Below are 13,991 nucleotides of genomic sequence, written 5' to 3' on the forward strand. Positions count from 1 at the left end.
GATCAGCTATCACGACTCCTACCAGGTGCTGACGGTGCCGCAGCCGACCGCCGGCGGCTCCCCCGCCACCTACGTGCTGGTCCGGTGCGGCGCACCGACGCCCGAGCTGACCGGCGACCTGGCCGGCGCGACCGTCGTGACGACCCCGGTGACCTCGCTGTACTCGGCGTCCACCACCCACCTGCCGTTCCTGGTCGCCCTCGACCGGCTGGACGCGCTGACCGGGGTCGGCACCAAGGGCTTCGTCTCGGAGAAGCAGGTCCAGGACCGGGTCGCCGAACCGGGGGTCGTCGAGTTCTCGCCCTCCGGCACGGTCGACGCCGAGGCCGTCATCGCCGGCAAGCCCGAGGTGCTGGTCACCGCCGGCACCGACGACCCGGCGTTCGCGACCATCGGCGCGGCCGGCATCCCCGTCCTGGCCAACGCCGACTGGCTGGAGAACGATCCGCTCGGCCGGGCCGAGTACGTCAAGTACTTCGCCGCCCTCACCGGCACCGAGCAGCAGGCGGCGACCGAGTTCGCCACGGTCGAGCAGAGCTACCGGACGATCGCCGAATCGGCCGCGGCGGCCGACAAGGTGGCGGTCGTCCCCGGCCAGCCGTTCCAGGGCACCTGGTACGTGCCCGGCGGCGACTCCTACACCGCGCGCCTGATCGCCGACGCCGGCGGCACGACCGCCTGGGCCGACGACACGTCGACCGGCAGCATCGCCACCGACCTCGAGTCGGTCCTGGCCAAGGCCGGGACCGCGCCGGTGGCACTGGCCAGCACCACCTGGACGACCACGGCGCAGGCGCAGGCCGACGAACCGCGGCTGGCCGAGTTCACCGCCTATCAGACCGGCAACGCCTGGAACGCGGCCAAGGACGTCACCGCGGCCGGCGGCAACAACTTCTACGAGCTCGGCGTCGCCCGCCCCGACCTGGTGCTCGGCGACATGGTCGCGATCCTGCACCCGGACCTGGCTGCCGACCACGACTTCGCCTTCTACCTGCGGCTGGGCTGACGCGTGCGCGACCGGCCGGCCCTGGTGCTCGGCGCCCTGGCGGTGCTGACGCTGGTGACGGCCGTGCTCGCGGTGGGCGTCGGGTCGGTCCCGATCTCGCCGGGCACCACCCTGCGCTACTTCACCGGCGGCCAGGTCGATCCGACCGCGGCCGTGCTGCTGCAGCAGGTGCGGCTGCCCCGGGCGGTCACCGCGATGCTGGCCGGGATCGGCCTGGCCGTGGCCGGGCTGCTGATGCAGACGATCTTCGCCAACCCGCTGGCCGACCCGTACATCCTCGGGGTGTCCTCCGGAGCGAGCCTGGGGGTGGCGATCGCGGTGCTGGGCGGCGGCACCCTGGCCGGCGGGTTCGTCGCCGGGCTGGGCCTGACCGGCCGGGCCGGTGTGGTCACCGCCGCCGCGGCCGGGGCCCTGGCGGTCCTGCTGCTGGTGCTGCTGCTGAGCCGGTGGGTGCGCTCGGTGGTGGCTTTGCTGCTGATCGGCGTGATGATCGGCTCGGCCACCACCGCCCTGGTCGCGCTGCTGCTGGCCTTCTCCGCCCCCGACCGGATCCAGAAGTACGTGCTCTGGGGGCTCGGCTCGGTCGGCGGCACCACCTGGCCGGACCTGGCCTTCCTCGCCCCGGCCGTGCTGCTCGGGGTCGCATTGGCCGGCTGGGTCGCGCCCTCCCTCAACGCGATGCTGCTCGGCGAGCGGTACGCCGCCTCGATGGGGGTCGCGGTGGGTCGGATCCGCGTCGTCGGGATCGTCGCGACCGCGGTGATGGCCGGCGCGGTGACCGCGTTCTGCGGGCCGATCGCGTTCGTCGGGATCGCGGTGCCGCACCTCGCCCGGATGGCCGTCGGCCGGGCCGACCACCGGTGGCTGGTGCCGGCGTCCGCGCTGATGGGGGCGGTGGTGCTGCAACTGTGCGCGGTCATCGCGCAGCTGCCCGGGTCGGACGGCGTGCTGCCGCTGAACGTGGTGACGGCGGCGATCGGGGCGCCGGTGGTCATCGTGGCGCTGCTGCGCAGCCGGACCTGGGCGGCGGGGGCCTCATGACCGGCGCCGACATCGGGCGTGCGCCCGGGGCCGGGTCGCGCCGCCCGGCCGGCGCGGACCTCGTCGTGGACGGGCTCGCGGTGGGTTACCCGCGCCGGCGCGGCCGGGGCCGGTCCGACCGGGTGGTGCTGCGCGAGGTATCGGTCCGGGCGACGGCGGGGCGGCTGACGCTGCTGCTCGGACCCAACGGCGCCGGCAAGTCCACGCTGCTCCGATCGATCGCCGGCCTGCAGCATCCGCTGGCCGGACGGGTGACGCTCGGCGGCGAGACGCTGCCCGATCTCGATCCCCGGGACCGGGCGGCCCGCCTCGCGGTCGTGCTGACCGAACGCTTCGATCCCGGCCTGCTCCGCGGCCGGGACGTCGTCGAGCTCGGCCGGTTCCCCCACCGCACCCGGACCGGGTCGTTCACCGCCGCCGACCGCGCGGCGGTGGACGGCGCCCTGGCCGCGGTGCACGCCACCGACCTGGTCGACGTCCTGCTGGCCCAGATGTCGGACGGGCAGCGGCAACGGGTGATGATCGCCCGCGCGCTGGCCCAGGCCCCGCGTTTGCTCCTGCTGGACGAGCCGTCCGCGTTCCTGGACGCGCCCGCCCGGATCGAACTGCTGGCCGTGCTCCGCCGGATCGCCCGGGAACGCGACATCCCCGTCGTGGCCTCCACCCACGACGTCGAGGCCGCCGTCCAGCTCGGCCAGGACGCATGGCTGATCGGGCCGGCCGGTCAGGTCGGCAGCGGCCCCGTCCGCGAGCTCGCGCAGGGCGCGATCGGCCGGGCGTTCGACACCGCGGATGTCGTCTTCGACCCGGCGACCGGCCGGTTCGGGTTGCGCTGACCCGGCCGCCCCGGGCCGGGGACCGCGCGGATCCCGGCCCGCCCGGACGGCCGGACCCGGGTCACCACCGGACTCACCCCGCGGCTGACCACCCGAGTCACCATTCGGCTCACCACCGGGCTCACCACTCGACTCACCACTCGTCGACGGGTACGTACTGGGCGATCCGGTCCATCCGCCGCTGGGCCGCGGCGACCTCGCGCACGGCCTGGGCCAGCACGCTGCGATCGATCGGGGTCAGCGCGTCCAGGTTGAGCTGGTCCGATGGCTCGGTCCCCTCCCGCAGCTGCCGGAGCTGGTGGTGCAGGCGCAGCCGCTGCAGCGCCCGGAACGCCTCGATCAGCGTGTCGGCGCGGTCGGCCGGCACCATCTCCGAGCCGGCCGCCGAGCGCAGCCGATCCACCGTGGGCAACGCCGTCGATCCGGCGTTCAGCGCGGCCCAGCGGCCGATGTTCACGATCGGCAGGACGCCGTGGCCCTTGATGTCGAACGGCCCGGACCGCAGCCGGAGGGTGTCGCGCAGGGAGTGCAGGTGGGCCCGCCGGGACAGCATCTCCCGCAGCAGCAGGCGGTTGGTCCCGGGATGCCGGCGCAGGTCGCCGAAGACGCGGTTGACCGCCGACAGACCGGGGTCGCCGTGGATCGGCCGGCCGTCGACCATCAGCGACGTCATGATCGCGCCGTTGTCCTTCTCCGGCGCCTTCATCCAGTCGAGCGCGGCGGCCCGCCAGTCCTGGTTGGTCCGGGAGAACCGCGGGTTCTCGGGGTTGGTGCCGTGCCGGTCGCGGCGCAGCCCGGCCCCGTCCAGCAGGTCGTTGACCTCGGCGAACACGGCCCGGTAGGCGTCGGCCAGGTCCGGCCCGACGGAGTCGTCGAAGGCCACCGCGCAATCGATGTCCGAGGACAGCACGGCCTCGTGCCGGCCGTTGCTGCCCAGCGAGAGCCAGGTGAACGCGTCGGCGGACAGCTCCGGATGGCGCTCGAACACCAGCCCGATCGCCCGCCGGATGATCGTGTCGATGACGGCCGAGTGGACCTGGATGACCATGCCGGCGTCGAGCCCGCGGACGAGCAGGTCGCCGACCAGGGCGGGCAGCCGCCGCGCCCGCTGGCACAGCTCGTCGCCGGTCCCGGCCCGTCGGATCTGCTCGTGCAGGGAGACCCCCGCGGTGGTGGCCGACACCATGAAGTCGCGCGGCGCGACCACCCCGCTCAGCTCGCCGGCCGTGTCCACGACGAGGACGAACTCGGCGTCGCGATCCAGGAGCAGCAGCAGGGCCTGCGCCGAGGAGTCACCACGGGCGACCGTCGGCGGATCCGGGTCGGCCACCTCCTCGACGGGCACGTCGGGCAGCGCCCCGGTGGCCGTCAGCGAGCGGCGCAGCATCGCGTCGGTCACCATCGCGTACCCGCCGGACGCGCGCCGGACGGCGGCGTAGGGGATGTCCCGCGCCGCCATGGCGGCGGCCACGCGCGGCAGCCGATCGCCCGCCGACACGATCAACGGCTCGGTGACGATGAGGTCGTCGACCGCGCTGTAGGCGGTGAGCCGGGGGATCTGCCGGGTGATCGTGGGCACGCGCTCGACCAGGTAGCGGGCGCCGCCGAGGGGCGCGAAGGCGGCCGTCACCATCGACGCGGGGAGGGCGGCGACCTCCACCGGCGTGGCCGCGACGGCCAGCGGGCCGACGGGCCGTTGGGACAGCACCGAGGAGAACCCGATGACGCCGCCGGCGACCCGCTCCTCGTCCGGCCGGCCCACCGGGGCGTTGTCGGCCGGACCGATCCGGGTCCACAGGTCGACCCGGCCGCGGAGCACCAGCAGGACCTCCCGCTGGGGAGCGGAGAAGGCGTCGAAGACCACCTCGCCCGGCTCGTACCGGCCGAAGACGGCCCGCCCGGCCAACTCCGCCCGCCGGGCCCGGTCGAGCCGGGAGAACGGCGGATGGTGACTGAGGAGATCGGTGAGCTCGCTGGTGTCCAGGACCCGCAACTCCGTTCCGCTGCCGCAGTGACCGGCGACCGTACCCCGGCCGTGGACCGGCGCGATCGTACCGAGCGCCGGCCCGGCCGCGCTCGCCGACGGCGGTCGCTCGTGGTCCGGCGGCCCACCGGATGGAGATCGGAAAAATCACCGAAAATGGACGGCCGCGTCGTGACGGCCAAACGGGTGACAATTGAGGCCGGCCCGAAAACAATCAGTGACCGGTGTCGGCGGGCAACGTTGTCGGCACGGGCGGGCGGAAGCGGTCCCACGCCGTTACGGTCCGGTAAACCCTTGACGGGCAACGGTTCGCCGCGCCACCGAACCGGTTTCCGGTCTATCGTCCCAGGTGAGCATCGCCGCCCCGATCCGGCGACCGGCCCGTCCCGCGGCCGCCGGAACAATGTCCCGTCCCGCCATTTCTCCATTTCGGCCGCCCGTTCATCCAAATGTTACGGGTGGCGCCCGGGCAGGCCTTGTCCTGACCGACCAACCGGCCCATACTCATCGTCGCCTGCCTGACAGCCAGTCAGACAGGTAGTCATCTTGGCAGCCCGTCGGCACGCCGGAACCCGGCGTCAAGGGAGGTTCCCCCGTGACCCAGACCGAACCCCGCCCACCGTCCTCCTCGCTCGACGCCGAGAACGAGGGCTACAAGCAGAGCCTCAACCGCCGCCAGGTGCAGATGATCGCCATCGGCGGCGCGATCGGCACCGGCCTGTTCCTCGGGTCGGCGTCCCGCCTGCACAACACCGGGCCCGCCCTGCTGTTCAGCTACGCCTTCGTCGGCGTCATCGCGTTCTTCCTGATGCGCGCGCTGGGCGAGCTGGTGCTCCACCGCCCGACCTCGGGCGCCTTCGTCTCGTACATGCGCGAGTTCTACGGCGAGGCCGGCGCCTACGTCACCGGCTGGATGTACTGGCTGAACTGGGCGCTCACCGGCATCGCCGAGCTCTCGGCGGTCGGCCTGTACGTGCAGTTCTGGTTCCCGACGATGCCGGCCTGGGCCACCGTGCTGATCGCCCTGGCCGTCGTGCTGGTGATCAACCTGCTGTCGGCCAAGGCGTTCGGCGAGTTCGAGTTCTGGGCCTCGGTGCTCAAGGTGCTCGCGATCGTCGTGTTCCTCGCGGTCGGCACGATCGTCGTCGTGTTCGCCTTCAACATCGGCGACCACACCGCCGGCTTCAGCAACCTGTGGAGCAATCCGGGCGGCTTCTGGCCGACCGAGAGTCCGTACATGTGGTACGGCCCGATCCTGGTGATGTCCGGCGTGGTGTTCGCCTACGCCGCGATCGAGATGGTCGGTGTGGCCGCCGGCGAGATGGAGGACTCCCGGCGCGAGGTGCCCAAGGCGGTCAACGCGGTCATCTTCCGGATCGGCATCTTCTACTGCGGCTCGATCCTGCTGCTCGTCTGCATGCTCCCCACCAGCGAGTACACCGCCGGGACCAGCCCCTTCGTCACCGTGTTCGAGCAGCTGGGCATGCCCTGGATGAGCGCGCTGATCCAGGCGATCCTGATCGTCGCCGCGATGTCCAGCCTGAACTCCGGGCTCTACTCCACCGGCCGGGTGCTGCGCAGCCTGGGCACCTCCAAGCAGGCCCCGAAGTTCACACTCAAGATGAGCAAGTCGGGCGTCCCCTGGGCGGGCATCGTCGCGACGTCGGTGATCTACGTCTTCGGCGCGGTGCTCAACGCCATCGCCCCGGACGCGTTCGAGATCGCCCTGGAGGCGGCCGCGATCGGCGTGGTCTTCACCTGGGGCACGATCTTCGCCTGCCAGCTGCGCCTGCGCCGGCTCAGCGACCGGGGGGTGATCCCGGCCAGCTCGTTCCCGATGCCGGGCTCGCCCTGGACCAGCATCATCGGCCTGGTCTTCCTCGCCCTGGTGATCGTCGGCCTGGCCGTGTCCGGCTGGCAGAGCTCGCCCTACTTCTGGCACAAGACGGCGTTCGTGGTCGTCGTCATCGGCATCCCGGTCATCGCCCTGATGCTGTGGGCCGGGTGGCTGATCGTGCGGCCCAAGGTCGCAGCGCACACCGGCGGCCGGATGGGCTCGGTGTGGACCGACGACGGCCCCCGCTACGGGGCCGAGGCGGTCGGCGAGCTCGACCCGGACGATCGCGCGGCGCACCGCGACGTGCCGCCGGACGAGGCCTACCGGGACATCAAGCCATGAGCACTCCACTGAGCACGGGAGCGAGGAAGCGAATGACCCACACCCTGCGGCGCACCGTCGCGCTGGCGCTGCTGGTGGGAATGACGGCGGTCGGCACCGTCGCCTGCGGGTCGAGCGGCTCGGTGCAGACCCCGTCGACCGTGTCCGGCGCGCCCGGCGGCAAGCTGACCATCGGCATCTCGTTCGACCAGCCCGGCCTGGGCTACCGCGACGGCGACACCTACTCGGGTTTCGACGTCATCACCGCGACCTACGTCGCCCAGGCCCTCGGCGTGCCGAAGGAGAACATCACCTGGCAGCGGGCCGACCCGGCCGACCGGGAGAAATTGCTCCAGGACGGCGACGTCGACCTGGTGTTCTCCACCTACTCGATCACCGACGAGCGCAAGCAGCAGGTGGACTTCGCCGGACCGTACTTCCTGGCCCACCAGGACCTGCTGGTCCGGCGCAACGAAACCGACATCACCGGCCCGGACACGTTGGGCGGCCGGGTCCTGTGCTCGGTGACCAACACGACGTCGTCGGCCTACGTGACGGCGAACTTCCTCGGCGAGATCCAGCTCGTCGAGAAGCCACGGTTCTCCGACTGCGTCGCCGCCCTGGCGGCCAGCGAGGTCGACGCGGTGACCACGGACGACGTCATCCTCGCCGGCTTCGCCGCCCAGCCGGAGTACAAGGGCAAGCTCAAGGTGGTCGGCAAGGGCTTCACCGACGAGTTCTACGGCGTCGGCGTGCCCAAGGGGGACACCGAGATGGTCGCCAAGGTCAACGACGCGCTCAAGCAGTACATCGCGGACGGATCCTGGAAGGCGGCGCTGGACCAGACGGTCGGCCCGTCGGGCTACTCGATTCCCAGCCCACCGACCCCCGGTAGCGTGTGAGCCGGGGCCGGGCCCAGTGAAAGGGTGAGTGTGGGAACGACCGACGCCTTCGCGGGCCGCCCGGTGATCGGCCAGCGGCTCAGCGCGGTCGACTACGTCCTGCGTGACCTGCGCGACGCCGTCGAATCCGGGGTGATCCACGTCGGCGAGCGGCTGCCGTCGGAATCGGCGCTGGCCGCTCGCTACTCGGTCAGCCGGACGGTGATCCGCGAGGTCCTGCGGGCGCTGGAGGCCAAGGGGCTCACGGTCACCCGGGACGGCAAGGGCACCTTCGTGGTGGCCACCCACCCGCACGACGTGATGTTCGAGGGTTACTCGGTGGCCCACCTGATGGAGGCGCGGCCGGGGATCGAGATCCCGGCCGCCGCGCTGGCCGCGCTGCGCCGCACCGAGGAGCAGATGGACACCATCGCCCAGCTGCTCGAGCGGATGGAGAAGGAGAAGGACGAGAGCGTCTGGACCCGGCTGGACGCCTCGTTCCACCTGTCCATCGCCCAGGCGTCGGGCAACCCCGTCTTCGCCGACGTGGTGGCCAGCCTCGGCGCGGCCCTGGCCGGGCAGTCGGAGATGCTCAACGTCCAGCCGCTGCGCCGCGCGGCCTCGCAGGCCGAGCACCGCACCATCGCCGCCGCGGTGGCTCGCGGCTCGGCCGTCGAGGCCGAGGACGCCATGCGGTTCCACCTCGAGCAGGTCCGGGAGGCGGTGAGCGTCTCGCTCACCATGCCGGCCGCCCCGGCCGCGACGGTCAAGAAAGCGACCCGCAAGCGCCGCCACTGAGCCGAGTCGCGCCGCCGAGGTGCGCTGATCCAAGACCCGGCCCGCCCGGCTGCGCTGATCCAAGACCCGGCCCGCCCGGGGGTGCGCTGATCCAAGACCCGGCCCCCCCGGGTGCGCTGATCCAAGACCCGTTTTGACGCCCGATATGTCCGCTTCGGTGGGCCTCTGATCCGCGCAACGATCCGGCCCGGCCCGCAGCGGCCCCGGGCCGACCCCCGGCCGCACCCCCGGGCCGGCCGGCGCGGCCCGGGCCCGCCGGGCGCACCCAGGTCCGCCCCCGCACACTGGCCGGGTGAAGCTACTGGTGATCGGCGGCGGTCCCGCCGGTGTGTCCGCGGCCCTGCAGGGCGCCGAACTCGGCGCGCAGGTGACGCTCGTCGAGCGCAAGCGGGTGGGCGGCACCAGCATCAACGAGGGTCCGGCCCCGGTCCGCACGCTGGCCCGCGCCGCCCGGCTGGCCCGGGACGCCCGCTCCTGGGAGACGTTCGGCCTGCGCGGCAGTGCCCCGCAGGTCGACGTCGGCGCGGCGGTCGCGAACGCGATGCGGGTGGCCGACTACTCGCACGACGTCAAGCGGATGAGCGACTACATCGCCGGGTGCGGGGTCGAGGTGGTCCAGGGCGTCGGCGAGGCCTGGTTCGTCGACGAGCACACCATCCGCATCGCCGACGGCCGCGAGTTCTCGGCGGACGCCATCGTGATCGCGGTCGGCGGGCACGCCGGCCGGCTGCCGATCCCCGGGGCCGAGCTGGCTCTGACCTACGAGGACATCCGCGAGCTGCGCGAGCTGCCGGTGTCCACCGTGGTGGTCGGCGGCTCGGACACCGGCTGCCAGCTCGCCTCGATCCTGGTCGACTTCGGTTCCCAGGTCACGGTTCTGGAGTTCGCCGACCGGATCAAGCCGCGCTCGGACCGCGACGTGTCGGCCGGGCTCACCGCCGCGTTCGAGGCCAAGGGCATGCGCGTCGTCACCGGCACCCGGGCCAGTGGCATCGAGCGGGCCGGCGATGTGTTCCTGGTCCACCACGTCAAGGACGGCGTCACCCACACCGAGGCCGCCGACCTGGTGTTCTTCGCCGTCGGCTGGCCGGGCAACGCCGATCTGCTCCGCCCGGAGACGATCGGCCTGCGCACCCAGCGGGGTTACGTCACCGTCGACGACCGGCTGGTCAGCAACCTGGAGCACATCTTCGCCGCCGGGGACGCGACCGGGCTGTCGATGCTGGTGCCCAGCGCGCGCCAGCAGGGGCTCATCGCCGCGGAGAACGCGGTCATGGGCACCCGCCGGCGCAACACCCATGAGATCGTGCCGACCGGCTCCTTCACCGACCCCGAGTACGGCAGCGTCGGGCTGACCGAGGAGGAGGCCAAGGCCCGGTACGACTGCGAGGTCGCGATCGTCCGGTACGACGACCTGCTCCGGCCGGTCGTGGACGCCCGGTCCGGCGGGTTCTGCAAGCTGATCGTCGAGTCGAACCGCCGGTACATCCTGGGCGCCCATGTGCTCGGCGAGTACTCCGCCGAGATCATCCAGATGGTGGCCACGTGCATGGCGACCAACATGCGCATCGAGCAGCTCGCCGAGCTGCAGTTCGCCTTCCCGACGTTCACCGAGGCGGTCGGCATGGCCGCGCAGAAGTGCGTGCGCCAGCTGGGCATCGCCCGACTGGCCCAGCAGTGGAGCGAACTGCGGCCGCAGGCCGGCCCCGCCGCGGATCGGCCCGACACCGGCTGACCCGGCCGGCGGCCACTCGACGGGTCGGTGCCGCCGGCGGCCGGCCGATGGGACGGTCGGTGCCGCCGGCGGCCGGCCAATCGGCGCGCCGGGCGGTGCCCCGGCGGCCCGTCGGCGCGCCGGTCAGGCCCGGGCCAGGCCGGCGGCCTCGCGGGCGAGCGTCTCGATCCGGTCCCAATCCCCCGCCGCGACCGCGTCGTCCGGGGTGATCCAGGACCCGCCGACGCAGGCCACGTTCGGCAGCGCGAGGAACTCCGGCGCGCCGGCGAGGTCGATGCCGCCGGTCGGGCAGAAGCGGAAGTCCGGGATGGGTCCGGCCAGCCCGCGAAGGTACGCGGTGCCGCCGGCGGGCCGGGCCGGGAAGAACTTCCCGTGGTCGAGGCCGCGCTCCAGCAGGCCGATCACCTCGGACGCGGTCGCGGCGGCGGGCAGCGGCGCGGCGCCGCTGTCGAGCATCGCGTCGAGCAGGCGGGGGGTCGAGCCGGGGCTGACCAGGAACTGCGCGCCGGCCTTGACCGACGCGTCGACGTCGTCCGGGCTCAGCACGGTGCCGGCGCCGACCACGGCGCCCGGCACCTCCTGCGCGATCCGTTCGATCGCGTCCAGGGCGCACGGCGTGCGCAGGGTGACCTCCAGGACGGTCAGGCCACCGGCGACCAGGGCGGTGGCCAGCGGGACGGCGTCCGCGCTGTCGTTGAGCACGATCACCGGGATCACCGGGGCGCGGTCGAGCAGGTCACCGATTCCGGTCAGGGCTGCGGTCATCAGAGTCTCCAGGGATGGTGGGGGCGAAGGACGGGACTCAGCCGGCGGCGGAGCCGACGAGCTGGGGCCGCGACGGCGCGGCGGCGGGCAGACCGAAGACGGCGGCACCGGTGTCGGCGTCGCCGGCGGCATGCCGGAAGACGTTGAACAGCTCCCGGCCGGTGCCCGCGAAGCTCTCGTCGTCGGGCGGGGTGCCGGCGGGCGCGCGGTCGGCGATGGGGTCGACCGTCTCGACCTGCAGCGTCCCCGCCTCGGCGTCCAGCCGGACGAGATCGCCGTCCCGGACCCGGCTCAGGACACCGTCCACCGCGGCCTCCGGGGTGACGTGGATCGCGGCCGGCACCTTGCCCGATGCGCCGGACATCCGGCCGTCGGTGACCAGCGCGACCCGGTGGCCGCGATCCTGCAGCACACCGAGAACGGGGGTGAGCTTGTGCAGTTCGGGCATGCCGTTGGCGCGGGGACCCTGGTAACGGACCACGACCACGACGTCCCGATCCAGCTCGCCGCGGCGGAACGCCGCCACGACCTGCGCCTGGTCGTCGAACACCCGTGCGGGCGCGGCGATCACCCGGTGGGCGGGGGCGACGGCCGACACCTTGATCACGGCCCGGCCGAGAGTGCCGTCCAGCACGCGCAATCCGCCGTCCGGGGTGAACGGGTCGGCAACGGGTCGCAGCACGTCGTGATCCAGACTCCGGGTGGGTCCCGGCCGCCAGACCAGCGATCCGTCCGGGTCCAGGAACGGTTCCTGCCGGTACCGGTCCAGACCCGGCCCGGCGACGGTCTGCACGTCGGGATGCAGCAGGCCGGCGTCCAGGAGCTGGCCGATCAGGTAGGCCATGCCGCCGGCCGCCTGGAAGTGGTTCACGTCGGCCTGACCGTTCGGGTAGACCCGCGCCAGCAGCGGCACCACGGCGGACAGGTCACCGAAGTCGTCCCACGTCAGGCTGATCCCGGCCGCGGCGGCGACCGCGACCAGATGCATGGTGTGGTTGGTCGACCCGCCGGTGGCCAGCAGTCCGACCACCGCGTTGACCACGGCCTTCTCGTCGACGACGCGGCCCATCGGGGTGTAGGACGGTCCGGTCGCGGTGATCTCGGTGACCCGGGCGGCAGCGGCCGCGGTCAGCGCCTCGCGCAGCGGGGTTCCGGGATTGACGAAGCTGGACCCGGGCAGGTGCAGGCCCATGATCTCGACCAGCATCTGATTGGAATTGGCGGTGCCGTAGAACGTGCAGGTGCCCGGCCCGTGATACGAGGCCGCTTCGGCGTCCAGCAGATCCTCCCGGGTCGCCTTGCCCTCCGTGTACAGCTGGCGCACCCGGCTCTTCTCCGCGTTCGCCAGACCGGAGGTCATCGGGCCACCGGGAACCAGCACGGTCGGCAGATGGCCGAACGCCAGCCCGCCGATCAGCAACCCCGGGACGATCTTGTCGCAGATTCCGAGAAGCAGAGCGCCGTCGAACATGTCGTGGGACAGGGCGACCGCGGTGGCCATCGCGATGACGTCGCGGCTGAACAACGACAGCTCCATCCCGGGTCGGCCCTGCGTGACCCCGTCGCACATGGCCGGCACCCCGCCGGCGAACTGGGCCAGGGCCCCGGCGCCGAACACCGCCTGCTTGATCGTCCGGGGGTAGTTCTCGTACGGCTTGTGCGCGGACAGCATGTCGTTGTACGAGGACACAATGGCGATGTTCACCTTGTGCCCGCGCCGCAGTTCGGGCTTGATCTCGGGCTCGGCGGCGGCGAATCCGTGGGCGAGATTGGCGCAGCCCAAACCGGTCCGGGCCGGCCGGCGGTGCGCCGCGGCATCGATCCGGTCCAGGTACCGGCGCCGGGTGACGGCGCTGCGGGCCACGATCCGCTCGGTGACGGCACGGACCACGGGGTGCAGGGGCGGAGGCATTCTTGGCTGTGCTCCTTGGATGTCGGGCGGGCGGCGGAGGCGGGCGGCTACCGGAGCAGATCTCCGATGGGTGGGGCGGAGGAGGTGCCGTGGTGGGTGGAACCCAGTGCGCTGGAGCCGGGTTCGGGCCGCAGGCCCAGGCGGGTGATGATTTCGGCGGCTTCTTCGGCGGGGGGCCGGCCGAGGTCGACGGTCAGGACGTTCTCGTCGGGGCCGGGGGGTTCGAGGGTGGCGAGCTGGGTGTCCAGCAGCGCCGCCGGCATGAAGTGGTCCTGCCGGGCGTTCATCCGCCGGCCGATGGTGGTCTTGTCCCCGGTCAGGTGGACGAACACGACGTGCTCGCCCCGCATCCGGTCCCGGTAGATCCGCTTGAGCGCGGAGCAGGTGATGATGCCGGGGATCCCGGCGGCGGTGTGTTCGGTGATCCACTCGGTGACCCGGTCGAGCCAGGGCCACCGGTCGGTGTCGGTGAGTGGGATGCCGGCGCTCATCTTGGCGACGTTGGCGGCGGGGTGCAGGTCGTCGCCCTCTTCCAGGTCCCAGCCGAGCTGGCCGGCCAGGATCCCGGCGACGGTGGACTTGCCCGACCCGGACACCCCCATGATCACCAGCACCGGCTGCTGCGGTGCGGGGTCGCGGTCGAGAGTCATGACGGCACCGTTCTTTCGGATCGAGGGTTCGCGTTCGGCGGGTTGCGGTCGGCGGGTTGCGGTCGGCTCGGGCATCGGGGTCAGACCACCAGGGACAGCAGCAGGACGCCGCCGAGGCCGCAGACGGAGATGAGGCATTCCATGACGGTCCAGGTCTTGAGGGTCTGTCCGATGCTGGTGCCCAGGTAGCCCTTGACGAGCCAGAACCCGGCGTCGTTGACGTGG

11 protein-coding genes and 1 pseudogene are annotated in these 13,991 nt (G+C 72.7%); 7 read left to right on the plus strand and 5 right to left on the minus strand.

The window, feature by feature from the left end; translation table 11 throughout:
* From ACOJUF_RS18810 to ACOJUF_RS18820, 3 genes are all read left to right on the plus strand, one after another.
* The coding region (locus ACOJUF_RS18810) for an ABC transporter substrate-binding protein (RefSeq protein ID WP_420123348.1) at window positions 1–1,006 on the plus strand (1,006 nt) is incomplete at its 5' end.
* Between the two features lie 3 nt (window positions 1,007–1,009).
* Entirely contained in the window at window positions 1,010–2,047 is a 1,038-nt protein-coding gene (locus ACOJUF_RS18815; protein ID WP_420123349.1) for a FecCD family ABC transporter permease, read from the plus strand.
* Complete coding sequence (locus tag ACOJUF_RS18820) at window positions 2,044–2,883, plus strand: ABC transporter ATP-binding protein (protein ID WP_420123350.1); 840 nt, start codon at window positions 2,044–2,046, stop codon at window positions 2,881–2,883. The genes ACOJUF_RS18815 and ACOJUF_RS18820 overlap by 4 nt, the downstream gene beginning before the upstream one ends.
* Before the next feature lie 133 nt (window positions 2,884–3,016).
* Here the strand turns inward: ACOJUF_RS18820 and ACOJUF_RS18825 are convergent, their stop codons facing one another.
* Complete coding sequence (locus tag ACOJUF_RS18825) at window positions 3,017–4,876, minus strand: putative nucleotidyltransferase substrate binding domain-containing protein (protein WP_420123351.1); 1,860 nt, start codon at window positions 4,874–4,876, stop codon at window positions 3,017–3,019.
* Window positions 4,877–5,462: 586 nt separating this feature from the next.
* Here ACOJUF_RS18825 and ACOJUF_RS18830 point away from each other — a divergent pair.
* The 4 genes from ACOJUF_RS18830 to ACOJUF_RS18845 all read left to right on the plus strand — a co-directional run bounded on the left by ACOJUF_RS18830 (window position 5,463) and on the right by ACOJUF_RS18845 (window position 10,439).
* Window positions 5,463–7,046 (plus strand): amino acid permease, encoded by a 1,584-nt coding sequence (locus ACOJUF_RS18830; RefSeq protein ID WP_420123352.1) that lies wholly within the window; start codon window positions 5,463–5,465, stop codon window positions 7,044–7,046.
* Window positions 7,047–7,078: 32 nt separating this feature from the next.
* The gene (locus ACOJUF_RS18835) at window positions 7,079–7,927 is read left to right on the plus strand and encodes a glutamate ABC transporter substrate-binding protein (protein ID WP_420123353.1); all 849 of its coding nucleotides are present in this window, start codon (window positions 7,079–7,081) and stop codon (window positions 7,925–7,927) included.
* Between the two features lie 24 nt (window positions 7,928–7,951).
* Window positions 7,952–8,704 carry a FadR/GntR family transcriptional regulator gene (locus ACOJUF_RS18840; RefSeq protein ID WP_420123354.1) on the plus strand — a complete coding sequence of 251 codons (753 nt, stop codon included), beginning with the start codon at window positions 7,952–7,954 and terminating at the stop codon, window positions 8,702–8,704.
* 292 nt (window positions 8,705–8,996) lie between these two features.
* The gene (locus ACOJUF_RS18845) at window positions 8,997–10,439 is read left to right on the plus strand and encodes a dihydrolipoyl dehydrogenase family protein (RefSeq protein ID WP_420123355.1); all 1,443 of its coding nucleotides are present in this window, start codon (window positions 8,997–8,999) and stop codon (window positions 10,437–10,439) included.
* 123 nt (window positions 10,440–10,562) lie between these two features.
* Here ACOJUF_RS18845 and eda read toward each other — a convergent pair whose 3' ends face one another.
* The 4 genes and pseudogenes from eda to ACOJUF_RS18865 all read right to left on the minus strand — a co-directional run.
* Window positions 10,563–11,204: a bifunctional 4-hydroxy-2-oxoglutarate aldolase/2-dehydro-3-deoxy-phosphogluconate aldolase gene (gene eda, locus ACOJUF_RS18850; RefSeq protein WP_420123356.1), complete on the minus strand. Its 642-nt coding sequence runs from the start codon at window positions 11,202–11,204 to the stop codon at window positions 10,563–10,565.
* A 37-nt stretch (window positions 11,205–11,241) separates the two neighbouring features.
* The gene (gene edd, locus ACOJUF_RS18855; RefSeq protein WP_420123357.1) at window positions 11,242–13,116 is read right to left on the minus strand and encodes a phosphogluconate dehydratase; all 1,875 of its coding nucleotides are present in this window, start codon (window positions 13,114–13,116) and stop codon (window positions 11,242–11,244) included.
* Window positions 13,117–13,163: 47 nt separating this feature from the next.
* Window positions 13,164–13,766, minus strand: a complete 603-nt coding sequence (locus ACOJUF_RS18860) for a gluconokinase (protein WP_420123358.1) — start codon at window positions 13,764–13,766, stop codon at window positions 13,164–13,166.
* Between the two features lie 80 nt (window positions 13,767–13,846).
* Window positions 13,847–13,991: pseudogene (locus ACOJUF_RS18865) on the minus strand (gluconate transporter); the annotation flags it as partial.

This window comes from Nakamurella sp. (assembly GCF_048594475.1).
GTDB lineage: Bacteria > Actinomycetota > Actinomycetes > Mycobacteriales > Nakamurellaceae > Nakamurella.